This window comes from Pseudobythopirellula maris, assembly GCF_007859945.1.
Lineage (GTDB): Bacteria > Planctomycetota > Planctomycetia > Pirellulales > Lacipirellulaceae > Pseudobythopirellula > Pseudobythopirellula maris.
The window spans coordinates 418,597-434,825 of the sequence record NZ_SJPQ01000001.1 but is presented as its reverse complement, the minus strand read 5'-3'; the positions used below and the strand labels follow the sequence as shown (position 1 = coordinate 434,825).

11 protein-coding genes are annotated in these 16,229 nt (G+C 66.4%); 8 read left to right on the top strand and 3 right to left on the bottom strand.

Features of this window, described 5'->3' with window-relative positions:
- Positions 1 to 67: 67 nt before the first annotated feature.
- From atpC to Mal64_RS01570, 4 genes are all read left to right on the top strand, one after another.
- Positions 68 to 496, top strand: coding sequence for an ATP synthase F1 subunit epsilon (gene atpC / locus Mal64_RS01585; protein WP_146396055.1), 429 nt, complete (start codon positions 68 to 70; stop codon positions 494 to 496).
- 101 nt (positions 497 to 597) lie between these two features.
- Positions 598 to 1,500, top strand: a complete 903-nt coding sequence (gene pyrF, locus Mal64_RS01580) for an orotidine-5'-phosphate decarboxylase (protein WP_146396053.1) — start codon at positions 598 to 600, stop codon at positions 1,498 to 1,500.
- Between the two features lie 187 nt (positions 1,501 to 1,687).
- Positions 1,688 to 3,007 carry an efflux RND transporter periplasmic adaptor subunit gene (locus Mal64_RS01575; protein ID WP_197525333.1) on the top strand — a complete coding sequence of 440 codons (1,320 nt, stop codon included), beginning with the start codon at positions 1,688 to 1,690 and terminating at the stop codon, positions 3,005 to 3,007.
- Between the two features lie 38 nt (positions 3,008 to 3,045).
- A complete protein-coding gene (locus Mal64_RS01570; protein WP_146396048.1) occupies positions 3,046 to 6,180 on the top strand; it encodes an efflux RND transporter permease subunit in 3,135 nt (1,044 codons plus the stop codon).
- A gap of 564 nt (positions 6,181 to 6,744) precedes the next feature.
- Here Mal64_RS01570 and Mal64_RS01565 read toward each other — a convergent pair.
- Positions 6,745 to 7,938: a glycoside hydrolase family 5 protein gene (locus Mal64_RS01565; RefSeq protein WP_146396046.1), complete on the bottom strand. Its 1,194-nt coding sequence runs from the start codon at positions 7,936 to 7,938 to the stop codon at positions 6,745 to 6,747.
- Positions 7,939 to 8,169: 231 nt separating this feature from the next.
- Here Mal64_RS01565 and Mal64_RS01560 point away from each other — a divergent pair, with 231 nt between their 5' ends.
- Genes Mal64_RS01560 through Mal64_RS01545 form a run of 4 tightly spaced genes read left to right on the top strand, consistent with a single transcriptional unit; the run spans position 8,170 to position 13,388 of the window.
- On the top strand, positions 8,170 to 8,409 hold the full coding sequence (locus Mal64_RS01560; protein WP_146396044.1) for a hypothetical protein: 240 nt from the start codon (positions 8,170 to 8,172) through the stop codon (positions 8,407 to 8,409).
- A complete protein-coding gene (locus Mal64_RS01555) occupies positions 8,402 to 10,741 on the top strand; it encodes a hypothetical protein (RefSeq protein ID WP_146396042.1) in 2,340 nt (779 codons plus the stop codon). Before Mal64_RS01560 ends, Mal64_RS01555 begins: the two co-directional genes overlap by 8 nt.
- Before the next feature lie 5 nt (positions 10,742 to 10,746).
- Complete coding sequence (locus Mal64_RS01550; protein ID WP_146398671.1) at positions 10,747 to 11,724, top strand: ABC transporter ATP-binding protein; 978 nt, start codon at positions 10,747 to 10,749, stop codon at positions 11,722 to 11,724.
- Positions 11,725 to 11,732: 8 nt separating this feature from the next.
- Positions 11,733 to 13,388, top strand: a complete 1,656-nt coding sequence (locus Mal64_RS01545; RefSeq protein WP_146396040.1) for a hypothetical protein — start codon at positions 11,733 to 11,735, stop codon at positions 13,386 to 13,388.
- A gap of 21 nt (positions 13,389 to 13,409) precedes the next feature.
- Here the strand turns inward: Mal64_RS01545 and Mal64_RS01540 are convergent, their stop codons facing one another.
- Complete coding sequence (locus tag Mal64_RS01540) at positions 13,410 to 13,901, bottom strand: hypothetical protein (RefSeq protein WP_146396038.1); 492 nt, start codon at positions 13,899 to 13,901, stop codon at positions 13,410 to 13,412.
- A gap of 122 nt (positions 13,902 to 14,023) precedes the next feature.
- A complete protein-coding gene (locus tag Mal64_RS01535) occupies positions 14,024 to 16,219 on the bottom strand; it encodes a hypothetical protein (protein WP_146396036.1) in 2,196 nt (731 codons plus the stop codon).
- Positions 16,220 to 16,229: the final 10 nt, after the last annotated feature.

Genomic DNA, 16,229 nt, shown 5'->3' with positions numbered 1-16,229 from the left:
GCCGTTAGCTGTTAGCTCACGGCTGGCCAACCGCTCGCTAACTGCTAACCGCTTAAAGCCAATCGCCATGTCAGAACAAGACCTCAGCTCCAGCCCCGCCCCCGGCCTGATACGCGTGACCGTGGTCACGCCCGAGGCGACCGTGCTCGAGGCCGACGGCGATTCGCTCGTGCTGCCTCTGTTCGACGGCGAGATCGGCGTGCTGGCCAACCACGCCCCGATGATCGGGCGCCTGGGCTACGGCGAGCTCCGCCTGAAGTGGGGCTCCGATCTCACTCGCCTCTACGTCGACGGCGGGTTTGTCCAAGTGGCCGACAACCTCGTGTCGGTCATGACCGACCGGGCGTTGCCGGTCGACCAGGTCGACGCCGCCGCCGCCCAAGCAAAGCTGGACGAGGCGCTCTCTCGCAAGGCGTCGGGCTCCGACGAGATCGAGCTCCGCGACAAAGCGGTGATGCGGGCCCGCGGCCAGATCCGCGTGGCGGCGAAGAGCTGAACTCTTTCTGCGTGCGATCGCAGCGTGCGTTCCGCCGTGGTTGTGCTGGCTAGCGCCGCCGACCCATGCGATCAAACACTAGGCTCCCGAGGTTGGAAGCGATGCCCCACTTCATGGACGCCCTCGCCGCCGCGGTCCGCGCCAAGCGTAGCCCGCTGATGGTCGGTCTCGACCCGCGGCTCGCTTCGCTGCCGGACGCGATTCGCCCCGAGGCCGAGGCGCCTCCTGCCGTGGTGGCCGAGTCGTTCCGCGTCTTCTGCTGCGGCGTGGTTGATGCGGTGGCCGACCTCACGCCGATCGTTAAGCCGCAAGCGGCGTTCTTTGAGCAGCTTGGGCCGGCGGGGATGGGGGCGCTCGGCGCCGTGATCGAGCACGCCCGCGCGGCCGGCCTGTTGGTCTGCGTCGACGGCAAACGGAACGACATCGGCTCCACGGCCGAGGCGTACGCCGATGGCTGGTTGGGACGTTCGTCCGCCTGGGGCGGCGACGCCCTCACGGTCAGCCCTTACCTCGGCGACGACAGCCTCGAGCCGTTCACCAAGCTGGCCGCCGAGCGCGACGCCGGCGTGTTTGTGCTGGTGAAGACCTCGAACCCCGGCGGCAAGCTCTGGCAAGACCGCCAGATCGACGGCCGGCCTCTCTACCGCCACGTCGGCGAGCACGTCGAGTCGCTCGCCGCCGCTGCTGCGGCCGACTGCGGCTACGGCGTCGCCGGCGCCGTGGTCGGGGCGACCTACCCGGAGCAACTCGCCGAGCTGCGTGCGGCGATGCCGCACACGTGGTTCTTGATCCCCGGCTTCGGCGCCCAGGGGGGCAGCGCGGCCGACACGGCAGGCGGTTTTGACGCCAACGGCCTCGGCGCCGTGGTGAACAGCTCGCGCGGCGTGATCTTCGCCCATGCCAAGCCCGAGCACGCCGGCCGCGATTGGCAAGACGCCGTCCGTGCGGCGGCCGCCGAAGCGGTTGAGCAGTTCCGCGCTGAAACGCCCACGGGCGGGTTGTAATCGAGTCTCACACGACATGATTCGTGCACCCGTAGCGTCTTGGGCGTCGCGTCGCGTCGTGTGGTGGCCGGGCGACCAGCTCGCTATACTGCCGCTATCTCTGCCCACCCGAGACGCCAAGATGCCGATCGACCAGCGACCCCGCCCTGCCGTCTGGCCCACCTCGAGACCCGCTTTATTGTGGGTCGTGACCTTCTTAGCCGCTGGCTCGGGCTGCGCGAAGAACGAGTACGCCCCGCCGCCCCCTCCCGAGGTGACCGTCGCAACACCGGTCGAAAAGACACTGCGACGGACGCTCAGTTTTACCGGCACGACATCGCCGATCGAGCGTGTTGAGATCCGCGCACGGGTGAGCGGCTTCGTCGATCGCGCCGACTTCGTCGACGGTTCCGACGTCAAGGCGGGCGACTTGCTTTACGTGATCGACCCGCGCCCCTTCGAGGCAAAGGTGCGTCAGGCCGAGGCGTCGCAGCAGTTGGCCGAGGCCCGCCTCGAGAGCGCCAACGCCGAGGTGGTGCGGGCCCGCTCCGAGGCGAACAACGCCGAGGCACAACTCGCCCGCGGCGAACGCGCCGCCCAAGGGGGCGCCGTCACCGAAGGCGAACTCGACGACCTGCGCACCGCCCGCGACGCTGCTTTCGCCGCGGGCCACGCGGCGCAAGCGATGGTCGCCTCGGCCGAAGCCGAGATCGCCGCGGCCAAGGCGCAGGTCGAGCAAACTCGCCTAGATTTGGGATACACACAGGTCGTTACCCCGATCGACGGCCGGGTGGGCGAATCGCTGGTTGACGTCGGCAACCTGGTCGGCACGTCGGAGCCAACGCACCTGACCACGGTGGTCCGCTACGACCCGATCTACGCCTACTTCACGATCAGCGAGGCGCAGCTGCTCAAGTGGATCGGCGACAAGCAGGCGGGCGACGCGGTCGACAACCCGGCGCGTCAAGCCACGGGCAACTTTCCCCTGCAGCTGAGCCTGGGCAACGAAGAGGGCTATCCGCACGACGGAGTGCTCGACTACGCCGACCTGTCGGTCGATCAGTCGAGCGGCACCTTCCTGGTGCGTGGTCGGTTCGAAAACCCCGAAAGAACGATCCCGCCGGGAGCGTTCGTGCGGATCCGGGCCGAGCTCGAAGAGAAGCCCGCCATGCTCGTTGACGAGCGCGCGGTGGGACGCGACCAGGGGGGCGCTTACGTCCTTGTGGTCGTCGAGCAAGACGGCAAGCAGGTCGTCGACCGACGCAACGTCACCTTGGGTGAGTCGCACGAGGGCATGCAGGTCATCGAGACGGGGCTGCAGCCGTCCGAGCGGGTGGTGGTGAACGGCCTGCAGCGGGCACGCCCCGGAGCGGTGGTCCGGCCTCGCGTGGCCGCCGCGCAAACGGCTGCCGGCGCCCCTGGCGACCAGACTCCTGGCGACCCGATGCCTGGTGACCCTGCTGCTGGGGAACACGAAGCCGGTGAACAAGACGCCGGTGAATCGGCCCCGCAGCCCGCCGCGCAGTAAACGCTCAATCCCTCCCTCTCGCTGCAGGCCCCGGCCGAATGCTCTCCCGCTTCTTTATCGACCGGCCGATCTTCGCGACCGTCATCGCCCTGGTGACGGTCATCGCCGGCGGCGCGCTGGTGTGGGTGCTGCCCGTCGCGCAGTACCCCGAAGTCGTGCCCCCCACGGTGCAGGTCTCGGCCATCTACCCCGGCGCCAACGCCACCGTGGTTTCGAACACCGTCGCCACGCCGATCGAGCAGGAGGTCAACGGCGTCGAGGGCATGATCTACATGCAGTCGACCAGCGCCAGCGACGGCTCGTACAACTTGACGGTCACGTTCGAGCAGGGCGTCGACCTCGACATCGCCTCGGTGCTTGTGCAGAACCGCGTGGCGGTGGCCACGCCGCGGTTGCCGCAGGAGGTCACCCAGCAGGGCGTGACGACCAAGAAGAAGTCGACCAGCATCACGATGGTGATCTCGCTCACCTCGCCCGACGACCAGTACGACTCGGTTTTTCTGGGAAACTACGCCACGATCCACCTTCGTGACGAGCTGTCGCGCGTCGACGGGGTGGGCGAGGTGAGGGTCTTCGGCGGGGCCGATTACAGCATGCGGGTCTGGCTCGACCCCAACAAGCTCAAGGCCCGCAGCCTCACGACCCAAGATGTCGTGGCCGCCATCCGCGAGCAGAACGTGCAGGTCGCCGCGGGCCAGATCGGCCAGCCGCCGGCGCCCGCCGGGCAGAACTTCCAGTTGACGATCAACACGCTCGGTCGGCTCAGCGACGAGAGCCAGTTCGAGAACCTTATTATCAAGAGCGAGGGTGACGGCCGCTTCACCCGCGTCAAAGACGTCGCCCGTGTGGAGCTCGGCGCCAAGGACTACAACGTCGCCACGTTCGAGACCGGCCGCACCGCCACGGCGATCTTGATCTACCAGTTGCCCGACGCCAACGCGTTGGACGTCGTGGCCAACGTCCGCAAGGCGATGGACGGCCTCAGCGAGGACTTCCCGCAAGGGATGGAGCACCGCTACATGGTCGACTCGACCGAGTTCGTCAACGCGTCGATCAAGGAGGTCTACCTCACGCTGCTGCAGGCGATCGCCCTGGTCGTCGTGACGATCTTCGTCTTCCTGCAAGACTGGCGTTCGACGCTGATCCCTGTGATCACGATCCCCGTGTCGCTCATCGGCACGTTCGCCGTGATGGCGCTTTTCGGATCGTCGATCAACATGATCACGCTGTTCGGCCTGGTGCTGGCCATCGGCATCGTTGTGGACGACGCCATCGTGGTGGTCGAGAACACCGCCCGGCTGATCGAGAAGGGCCTCTCGCCGCGTGACGCGGCCGTCAAGGCGATGGAGGAGGTCACCGGCCCGGTCATCGCCACCACGCTCGTGCTGCTGGCGGTGTTCGTCCCCACGGCGATGCTCGGCGGCATCACCGGCGAGCTCTACCGGCAATTCTCGCTCACGATATCGGCCGCCACGGTCCTCAGCTCCATCAACGCGTTGACGCTCAGCCCCGCGATGTGCGCCTTGCTGCTGCGGCCGAGCAAGGGCCGGCCGAACCTGTTCTTCCGCGGCTTCAACCGCGTGTACGGCGGGACCGAGTGGGTTTACGCCGGCGTGGTTGGCGTGCTGGTCCGGCGGGTCTCGATCGGGCTTCTGCTGTTCGCCGCCCTTGGCGTGCTCACCGGCTGGAGCTTCTTGCAGCTGCCGACCGGGTTCTTGCCCGTGGAGGATCAGGGCTATCTGTTCTGCAACATCCAGCTGCCCGACGCGGCGTCGCTCGAGCGGACCGAGGAAGTGACGCGCAAGATCGACAAGATGCTCGAAGAGACGCCCGGCGTGCGCAGCTGGGTCACCATCAACGGCTTTTCGCTGCTCGACAGCGCCATCGGCTCCAACTCGGCCGCCGTGTTCGTCCGCTTAGAACCGTGGGATGACCGCACCTCGCCGCAGCTGCAGCAGGGGGCGATCCTCGGCGGGCTTTACCAACGCTTCGCGGCGATCCAAGAAGCCCAGATCCTGGCCTTCCCGCGGCCCTCGATCGACGGCCTCGGCTCGGGCACCGGCTTCGAGATGCGGTTGCAAGACCGCGGCGGCCTCGGCTTGCCGACCCTCAGCGCGCTGACCAATGAGGTGGTCTCCGACGCCAACGCCCAGTCGGGACTGGGACGGGTGAACTCGACCTTCCGGGCGAGTGTGCCGCAGCTCTTTGTCGACGTCGACCGCGACAAAGTGAAGAGGCTCGACGTGCCCCTGTCGCAGGTGTTCGACACGCTGCAGACCTACCTCGGCTCGTCTTACGTGAACGACTTCAACAAGTTCGGTCGCACCTATCAGGTGCGCGTGCAGGCCGACCACCAGTTCCGGGTCGAGTCGGACGACATCAAGCAGCTCGACGTGCGCAACGCCCAGGGCCAGATGGCGCCCGTGGGCGCCTTTGTCGATGTCGAAGAGACGGTCGGCCCGCAGCTCATCCAGCGTTACAACCTCTACCCGTCGGCCCCGATCACCGGCGAGCCGGCGCCGGGCTACAGCTCGGGCCAGGCGCTGGAGCTGATGGAGCAGCTCGTCGAGTCCAAGGCCCCGGCCGGCGCCTCTTACGAGTGGACCGGCATCTCGTACCAGGAGAAGCAGGTCGGCTCGGAGCGGATCGTCATCTTCGTGCTCGCCATCGTCTTTGTGTTCCTCGTGCTGGCGGCCCAGTACGAGAGCTGGACCAGCCCGCTCGCCGTGGTGGCCGTGGCGCCGCTCGCGGTGCTGGGGGCAGCCGCCGCGATTGCGGTGCGGGGCATGGACGTGAACGTCTACACGCAGATCGGCCTGGTGCTGCTCGTGGCGCTCGCCAGCAAGAACGCGATCCTCATCGTGGAGTTCGCCAGCCAGCTGCGTGAGGAGGGCAACACGATCGTCGAGTCGGCCCGCGAGGCGGCCCGGCTCCGCTTCCGGGCGATCTTGATGACCTCCTTCTCGTTCATCTTGGGAGTCGTGCCGCTGCTGATCGCCGCCGGCGCCGGCGCGGCCAGCCGACAGGCTGTGGGGACGGCGGTGTTCGGCGGCATGATCGCCGCGACCGCCTTCTCGGTGCTCTTCGTGCCGACGTTCTTCGTCGTGATGCGCAGCATCGCCGAGATCCGCTCCAAGCAACTCGGCGAGACGCTCCCTAATGGCCAGGAATAAATTCTGCGCCGCCGCCGATCGCTACGCTCAGCTTTTTGCTCGCCAGCCATGCCTGGGAACGCGTCGAGAAAACGCACGAATGGCGGCTATGCGGGAGAGAACATCCGCCAGAACGCAGGCCCGGATCATCGGATGCACCCCTGCGGCGCCCAATTATCTTTGTAGCGGGTGTTTCACCTAATTTCGACAATCGCTTTTGGACCGCGCGCGCAGCAGCGATTCTTGGCCACCGGCTATTTTGTTCTAACGCAATGTGCGATCACGGTTTGCGTCGCGAAATCGGCGGCCACAAAACGACGTAAGTCGCGCAATAATATTCTTGGCCACTGAAACGGAAGGGTTCACGCAAAGACACGAAGTCGCAAAGCAGCGACCAAAGCTTGCTTGGCCTCTTCGCGTCTTGGCGAGAGCTGATCCGTAGATTCTTACCGTGGAGAAGCACGTAGAGAAGCACGTAGAGAGGCGCGTAGAGAGGCGCGTAGAGAGCGGCGCGCAGAGGCGGTGTCCAGTGGGACCGACCGTTTCAAGAACCGTTCCCGCCTCCGGTCTTAGCTCAGACGACCTTCAGCGACTTGGGCTCGGCGCAAAGGCCTCGGGTCCCGGCGCCGGTGGCGCTGGCTCGCCACGTAGGCTTGCCTTCACAACGGCGCCGAACCACGGCGTAGGGGCGTAGTCCCAGCCGGAGAGCATCTGCGGGTGGGCGTTCGGGTGCAGCACCCAGGCGGTCCAGGGAAGGTCGAGCTCGTCGAGCGTGCGTAGCATGGCGGCGTTCCACTCGTAGTCGGTCATGCCCGTGTCGTTCTGTGGGACCTCGGTTGGCGCCTCGGGCGGCCCGTCGCGCCAGCGGCCCCGCCTCTTCGAATCGGAGCCGAACTCGCTGACAATCACTGGCAACTCCCGTGCGGCGGCGGAAATCTTGGCGGCCCATTCGTCGACCGTGTCGCCCTTGAACGGGTAGGCGTGGCAGGCGTAAACGACGCCGTCGCCGGTGGGGTCATCGAGCGGGTCTCCGTCGATCACCCCCGTCAGGTCGTAGCTCCAATCGAGTCCGCCGATGACACAGATGTTCTTGGCGCCGGTGTGACGGACCGCGTCGATCAGTATTTGCATTCCGACCGCCTGGAAGGTTTGGGTCTTATCCGACCCGAAACGCTCGAGCGATTCGGTCACTTCGCCGCCGTGGCGCCAGACATCCCACGACACGTCGTGCGGCTCGTTGTAGAGGTCGAAGAGCACGGCGGGGTGGTTCGCGTATTCCGTAGCGAACTCGCGCCAGAATCGCAGACTCCCCTCGTCCGGCATCGTGTGTTGGCCGATCCGCTTGCCGGGTTGGCCGGCGTTGGACCAGTGCAGGTCGGCGATGAGGTACACGCCGCGTCGCGCGCACTGCTGGACCACCCGGCCGATTTGCTCGCGGTAGCCCTGGCCGCCATCGGATTGCTCGGGCGCCTGCCCGAACCAGCGGTCTTGGCAGAGGGGCAGGCGGATGTGGTTCACACGCCATTCTTCAATCGCCACGCGTACCGACTCGGGGATGCGGCCCCGATCGCCGTCGCTCGACCACTCGAACCCGGCGATGTTCACGCCGCGCAGCCGCAGCGGCTCGCCGGTTGCGGTGACGATCTGGTTGCCCTCTACCTTTAGTCGCGGCGGGAGCCCTGCCGAGGAGTGGGAGGGCTGAGTCTCGCACAAAGCAGACGCGGACAGCAGGCAGAGACTCACTGCAAGCCAAGGCAACGCTAAAAAACGGGAATTCATTCCGAGGTTCCGAGCAACAATGCGAAGGGGCCCAGTCGGCGAAAAACGAGTCTCGCCGATGAGACAATAAAGTCGAAAAGAAAGCGAAACCCCAACCGGGGCCAGACTCTTGCGATTAGAAGCCGCTATGATAAAGGCTCGTGAGGCTAGGGGCAAAGTCGCCAGCGCGTGCTACGCACGGTCTTGCCCGGCAGAGGTTGCCGAATCGATCCGGACAGAGACAATTCCGACATGCTTTTCCCACGCTTCTCGCTGCGAACGTTCATCCTCATCGTGACCTGCTGCGCGGCGTTCTTTGTCGTCGTGGGTCAGGCGGTGAGTGGTCATGTGTGGGCGTGGGGGGTGACGGTGGGCCTCGTTTCGGTGTTGTTGTCGTTCCTGGTGCAGGCTCTGTTTTACTTGCTGATGCGGTTGGTCGGCGGTTTAGGAAACAGGCATGGCGAGGCGGCGCCGGAGGTGAACCGTGGGTGAACCCCTGAGCCTCGAATCGGCCCCGCCCAAGGCGGGTCGTCCGAAGGCCGCCACGCCAGTGGCGGCAGCGGTGTGCGGAGCAGTCGGCGTTCGCTTGCGGGCGTTTGTCGCGATCGCGTGTTGGCTGCTGATCCAATTGTTGGCCCCGCACACGCTGGCGCCGTCCACGGCTTGGGGCGAAGTGACGGGGCAAGAGCTTTGCTTTCCCGAGCCGATTACCTCCAGCAGCAATCCCCGCGCGATCGCCTTGGAGATCGACCCCACGTGGTACGCCGAGCATGGGTACCGCCCGATTTCTTTCCGGTTCGAGGTCGCCACACCCGCCGCCAAGGACCAGCCGCTTCTAGTGCGGGCCGACGTTTACTCGTCGAGGGTGCGCAACTTAGAGCGTCCTACGCTCGTCGTCGAACGCCGCTTCACCTTGCCTGCGGGCGAGAGCGAGCTGAGCGGCCAACTGCTGGCGCCGCAGATCGACGATTGGAACGTGCTGAGGTGCTCGGCCCGCCTCGGCGAGGGGGACACGGCGCGACGGATTGAAGGCTTCGCGTCGCTGCCGCAACTGGGCTCACAGACGGCTTCGCCGCTGCGGTTGCTGAGGCCGTCGTTCCGAGGCGGAGAAACGCTCAGCCAAGCGGAAGTCGAGAAAGTCGTCAGGGCCCGGCGGCGGATGGTGTCGCACGAACTAGTGCTTTGTTCATGGAGCGACGACTGGAAGCAGTACAGCTCAGCCGATGCGGTGGTCGTAAGCCTCGACGAGTTGCGTCGCTTGCCGGATGCGGACAGCGCCGCGCTAAAGGCGCTGCTGCGTTGGACCGCCGCGGGGGGCGACCTGTGGATTGAGCGCGTGGGCGGCAAGCTAGAAACGTTGGAAGAGATCGCCGTGCTGATCGACGCCGACGACTGGCGCCAGCGTGCGTTGCGTTCGACCGAAGAGGTCGATCCCGAGTCGCCCGGTTGGGCGTGGCTTACCAATGCTCAATCGGACGACGACCCGGACGATGGCGACTCGGACTCGTCCGCGGACAAGCCAGATCCGGATGCGAGTGAACCCTTGCGAGAATCGGATGAGGGCCTCGGCGACTCGGACGACTCGCTGCGCAGCGACCGGGATGATCGTGACCTCGACCGCAAGGAAACAACTCGTGGTTGGTTCGTCGCGCGGAGCTACGGTCTTGGCCGTGTGCTTGCTTTTCAGGACGCTTACAGCCTGCGGCAGGCCGACCGCAGACGCGACCAGAATAGCATGCCGAGAGAGTTCTTCTTTGAGGGCGCTTGGAGTAAACGTCATGGGTTGACCCCACCGAGGCCGAGCCGCGAATTCTCGAACCTGCTGATCCCGGGCGTGGGGTTGGCGCCGGTCATGGAGTTCCAAGGGCTGATCACGTTATTCGTGCTCGTGATCGGTCCGCTGAACTACTGGCTGCTGATGCGTCGCCACCGGCTCTCGCTGCTCGTGCTGACGGTGCCGGCTTGCGCACTGCTGGTGACGCTGGGGTTTTTTGCCTACGCGATGCTCGGCGACGGTTTTGGCAATCGCGCCCGCGTGCGGAGCGTCACGCTCATCGACCAAACGGGTCCCCGTGCGGGCGAGGCGGTCTGCTGGAGTCGGCTGTCGATGTACTGCGGCCTGACGCCCCAAGGCGGTCTGCGTATGCCTAGCGACACGGTCGTGTACCCGATCTCGCCGATCTCAAGCGACTGGCTGCAGGAAGGCGTCGCCGAACAGACCCGCGTGATGCGATGGGCTGACGTGGAGGAGGGGGCGAGCGAAAGCCAAGAGATTGACGGAAGCCAGCACCTCTCCCAGGGCTGGATCTCCGGACGCTCGCCGGTGCAGTATCTCACGATCGCCGCTCGACAGACCGACAAGCGACTACGTTTTGCGGAGGAAGAGAGCGGTATGTCGGTCCGCAATGGATTGGGGGCGCCGCTCACGTTGCTTTACGCCCGCGACGAGGCGGGGCAATGGCATCGCACGTCGGGGGTCGCCGCCGATGGCGTCGCTCGTCTCGAGCCGGCCGACTTGATCAATGACAGCAGCGAGTTCCGTGACTTGGTGATCGCGAACGACCCGCTCTACCCGCCGGGGCTCGATGGCCAAGGGGGGACTGTGTTTTCTAATCGCAAACGGCTCTCGGCTGCCGAAGTGCTGCTCGTGAACTCGGCTTACAATCAGTTGATCGCGGTGGTCTCCGGCCGCACGGGCGGCGGGGCGTTGGACCTGCCGCCGCGGAGCTACGTGGCCGTGACGAACCAAGCGGTCGAGAGCCGCTTTGGTCTGGAAGACGTCGAAGAGATCGGCAGCTTCCATTTAGTCGTGGGGAGGTGGTGAGCACGATGGTCGACGCCGCGACTCGCCTGAAGGGCGACCCCCAGATCGAGCTGAGCCGGGTGAACCGCTGGTTCGGCCCCACCCACGCCGTGGCCGACGTGTCGTTCCGGGTGATGGCGGGCGAGGTGTTCGGCTACATCGGCCCGAACGGCGCCGGCAAGACAACCAGCATGCGGATCTTGGCCACGCTCGACGAGCCGACCAGCGGCGACGCCTGGGTCGACGGCTTCTCGGTGGTCGAAGACCCCGACCGTGTGCGGTCGCGTTTGGGCTTCATGCCGGACTACTACGGCGCGTATCAGAACGTGAATGTTGGCGAGTACCTCGACTTCTTCGCCCGCGCCTACGGTCTGCGGGGCTCGGAGCGTCGGCACGCGATCTCGTTCGCGATGGACTTCACCGGCTTGGAGCCGCTGCGGCTCAAGCCGATCGACGGTTTGTCTAAGGGCATGAAGCAGCGGCTCTGCCTGGGTCGGACGATGATCCACGACCCCTCGGTCATGGTGCTCGACGAGCCGGCCGCCGGGCTCGACCCGCGGGCGCGGATCGAGCTGCGTGAGATGATCTCGCGGCTCGCCGACCTGGGCAAGGCGGTGCTGATCAGCTCGCACATCCTCACCGAGCTGGCCGAGGTGTGCGACCGGGTCGGCATCATCGAGCAGGGCCAGTTGCTGGCCGTCGGCTCGGTCGAGGAGATCAGCGAGCGCGTCGCGGAGCATCAGACCGTGCGGGCCACGCTCGTGGGCGACCCCGGCCGGGCGGCGGCTTGGCTCGCCGAGCAGCAGGGGGTGACGGTGCCCGACCAACGGCCGGCGTCGCTGCCGCAGAAGGCGGTGGAGTTCGACCTCGTGGGAGACGACACCGACCGCGCCCGGCTGCTGCGTGCGATGATCGAGGCGGGCATGGAAGTCAGCGACTTCAGCTGCCGGACCCGCAGCCTGGAAGACGTGTTCCTCGAAGTGACACGGGGGCGCGTGCAATGAGCGATCCGATGACGGAAACACCGCCCCGCGACGGGGCGACAACGATCGACCGGTGGGTCGAATCGCTCAGCGAGGGGCTCAACCCCATCCTGGTGAAAGAGACCCGCCAGGCGCTCAAGAGCAAGCAGTTCACCGCTTGGTTTGGCTTGCTGCTGCTGGCCAGTTGGATCGTGACGATCGGCGGCGTGGCGACGATCGGGCCGAGCGTTTATTACGTCCACGCCGGCGACTTGATGCTGTACGCCTATTATTGCGTGCTCGCGCTGCCGCTCACCGTGGTGGTGCCGTTCTCCGCCTACCGATCGCTCTTCGCCGAGCAGGAGGAGAACACCCGCGACCTGCTCGAGGTATCGACGCTGTCGCCCCGGCAGATCATCAACGGCAAACTCGGCAGCGCGGCGCTGCAGGCCGTGATCTATCTGTCGGCGTTGGCGCCTTGCATCGCGTTCACCTACTTGCTGCGCGGTGTGGACTTGACGATTGTCGCGTTGCTGCTGGTCTACAGCGTGTTGATCTCCGTGGGCCTGTCGGCGGCGGGATTGCTGCTGGCGGCCACCACCTCGCGGAAATACAGCCAAGTGGTGCTCTCGGTCGGCTTTGTTGGCTTACTTTTTTTGATGCTCTACTTGCAGCTCTACCTTTCCTGGTGGCTGCTGTTCAATTCGGCAGACCTTTTGCAAGAAAACTTTTTCTGGAATTTCAACGGCTGGTTGCTGGGGGTCTACGCCGGCGTGCTAGCCATCGTTTATCTCGGCGCCGCGGGCCTCACCACTTTCAGCAGCGCAAATCGGTCGACGCCCATCCGGCTGGCGCTGGTGGCTTTGCAGGCGGTGCTTATTGGTTGGTTCGTCGACACCCTCAGTCGCATTGGCTTTAGCGACCAAGGGTTTCTTATGATGACAACGGTGGTTGGTTACGTCTTTTGGGGCTTGGCCGGATCGGTGCTGATCGGCGAGATGCCGGTTCTCTCGCACCGCGTGCGACGCACGCTGCCGCAATCGTTTGCCGGACGATTGGTGTTCACTTGGCTCAACCCGGGGCCCGCTTCGGGCTACATGTTCGCAGTCTCCAACGCCACGCTCCTGATGCTGTTGGGCCTGCTCGTGCTTCATCTGGCGGGCGGGATTTTCTCGACCGCCGGCAGTTTCTCGAACGTGCGGGTCGCTCAGCTGCTGCTGATTTGCTGGGCCTACCTCGTTTTCTATCTCGGGGCGAGCCGTTTGGCGATCGCCGCGCTCAGGCGCCTGGCGCCTTTGTCACTGTTGGGGTGCTCGCTCGTGACGTTCCTCACGGTGCTCGGCGGATCGGGCATTCCCTACGTCATCCAGTCGATGAGCGACCGCATCCGTGGACTGGAATACACCTACTGGCAGCTCACCAACCCGGTGTGGACCTTCTTCAAGTTCGGCGAAGGGGCGCTCTCCCCCGATCAGGAGCAGAACGTGTTGCTCGCCACGTGTTCGGCGGCGGGGTGCGTGTTGCTGGTGAATCTTCAGCGGGCCGCCCGCGAGACGCTCCAGCTCCGTGTCGCGCGGCCGCAGCGGGTGGTCGAAGACGATCTCGCCCAGCAGCAGCATGAGGCGCTCACAAGGCCCACGAACCCGTGGGGCGACACGCAACTCGGCGGCGAGGCGGCGGCCGAACCTAGCGGCGGAGCGAGCTAGCACGCCGTGACGCCGGACGGCTCACTGGATCGACGCGGTCCAGCGGTTGCGGCCGCGTTGCAGCACCGCACGCGGCGGCGCGGCCGACAGCACCTGCACGCCGTCGTGCTCGTCGCCGATCGCCAGTGGCATGACGACGCCGTCGATCTGCAGCACCACGACCGGCCCGTCGACCGAAGCAAAGCCCAAGAGCTCAACGCTCTCGGCGCGGTCGCTCCCGGCGCGGCGGGCGTTGCGGGCGGCGCCCATGGGGGGAGTAAATAGACTCACCCGCTCCGGGAACGGCGGCTCGTAAGCGGCCAACTGCTGCTCGATCGTTGTCTCGACCGGCGCCTCGGCAGCGGCTTTCTCGGCTTGTTGCTCCTCGGCCGCGATCGCGTCGAGCAGCGTTTCGGGGGCGATCGTCTCGGCGACTTTTAGCGTCGCGTTCTCGACCGTACTCTCTCCACAGCCGGGCGCCCCCAGAAGGCTGGACAGCAACAGGAGCGACAGGATTGAGCGTCGAGAGATCATGAGCTTGGCGCAGGGCGAGGGGCCTTGGGAGGATGCTAAAAAGATAGCTCCCCCACACGCACCGGGCGGCTCGCAGCTCGCTCAGATTGCGGCCGCTACGACCGGCGCCGGCCGCACAGCCGTCACCACCACATCAGCCGACGCCAGGCGGACTTCTTGGGCTGGCCTTCGGCGGTCTCGGCCTGCGTGTCTTGCTCGGCGGGCGCCTTGCGCTGCTGGTTGGCGTACACGCCGCCGGTCGACCGGAACCGCGATTCGAAGTCGGGACGCATGCGACTCGCCTTCTGTTCTTCAGCCGCCTCGTCCGAAGCCTCGGGGTCGGCGGGCCTCGTGGCGACCGCGTGCGTATCGCTTGCGCCGTCCACCGTGGGCAGACGGTACGGCGTGGGGGTCACGGCGCGACCGCGCGGCGTCGTGACGCCGAAGTCATCGCCTCCCGGGCCGGGCTCGGAGGGGATCGGCAAGATCTCTTGCGTTTCGCTGGCGGGGTAGGGGCCGTGCTCACTGCTCGGCTCGAGCACCGGCGCCCCTTGGGAGTCCATCGTGGGGGGAACGATCACCGGCACGGTTTCGCATGTCGAACACGAGCCGGTCTCGATGTCGTCGCCGCACGGGTCGCCGTTGTAGCACTCGCCTGGGGGGCAGCCTTCGGCGAAGGGGATCCGCGCCAGCCGGCAGCGCACGGTGTCGGCCGAGAGCTGATCGCGGCGGTTCAGCGGGTCGGAGTAGCCGACGATCTCGGGGGTGAGGAACACCACTAGCTCACTCTCGCGGATCTCCGTCTCGCGGGCGCGGAACAGGTGGCCGAGCACCCGCATGTCTTTGAGGCCGGGGATGCCGCGGAAGTCGCCCACGTCGGCCCGCTGCCGCAGGCCGCCGATCATCAGCGTTTGGCGGTTGGCGATCCGCACCCGTGTGCTGGCGCGACGGGTGTCGATGATCGGCTGGGAGTCGCCCTCGGTGTACCCCGCCAGGCGGCTGAACTCGGGCTCGACGACGAGGTCGATCGTGCCGTCGCGGGCGATCTTGGGCGTGACACGCAGCTTGATGCCCGCCTCCTTGAACGAGGTGGTGCCGATCTGCCCCCCGGCCGCCGTTTGGGTGAGCTGTTGGTAGGGGATCTCTGAGACGCTCTCGATGTTGGCCTCTTCGTTGTCGACGACCGTCACGTTGGGGTCGGCCAAAAGCCGCGAGTCGCCCGCCGATTGCAGCGCGAGCGCCACCGCCTGCAGGTTGAAGCTGTTGCTGAGGCTGAAGAACGTGAACGTGCCGCCGTTGCCGGAGGCGTCAAACGGCGCCTTGAGCGCCGAGTCGACCATCAGGCCGTTGCCCGACTGCGGAACCCCCGCGGCGCTCACCGAGCCGCCGTTCTGGCTGCTCCAGTTGAGCCCGATCTCCTCGAGGTCCGACAGACTGATGTCGTAGATGAGCGCCTTGATGGTGACCTGCGGCCGCGGGCGGTCGAAGCGGTCGAGCACTGCGCTGATCGCCTGCACGTTGCGGCCGTAGTCGATCACGAGCATCCGATCTTCGCCCTGCAAGATCGCCGATTTGCCGACCGAGCTCAGGAGCGGCGTCACAAGGCTCTCGGCCTGGACGGCGGTGATGTAGTGGACGCGGAAGTAGGCCACCTCGAGCTGCGACCCGCGGGCGGACGCGTTGCCGCCGCCGATTTGCGAAGCTTCGCCGGGCGCCCGACGGCCGTCGATCGTTTCCACGAACTCGCGGATTTTCTCGACGCGGTCGGCAAAGTCCAAAACGAAGATGCTCCGCGCCGAGGGGATCGCGCGGATCTGGCCCTGCGGCGTGGTGAGCAGTTGGGCGCCCGCGACCACCTCGGCCACGTCGGCCCGGGTGACCGGGATGGTGGCCGACACGAAGTACGGGTTCACCTTGCCGAGTTGCTCGAGCGGGCTCACTACGAGGCTGGCGCCCACCGGTCGGTAGCCGAAGCCGTTGCTCAGCAAGATCGAGTCGAGGATCTCCCGCAGCGGGGCGTCCTTGAACACGCCGTTGACCGTGCCGTTGGCGCCGGCCGAGACGATGTTGATGCCCCACAGCTCGCTGATGGTGAACAGCGCCCCCTCGAGCGTCGAGTCGCGGAGCGTCAGGTCGCCGCGGCGTTCGAGGGCATCGGCGAGCGTCGATTGGGCGGGCCCCGCTTTGGGGGCGGCCGCCTCCTGCGCCTGAGCGGCGAGCGGCGGGCAGATCAGCAAGGCAGCCAGCAACATCGCCAGCCCACGCACACTGCGTGTGCGCAGCGAGCCGCGCGGGTCTTCGACCCGGTCGGCGCCGTGATGCCAGCGGCCTCGTGCCATGCGTTAGCTT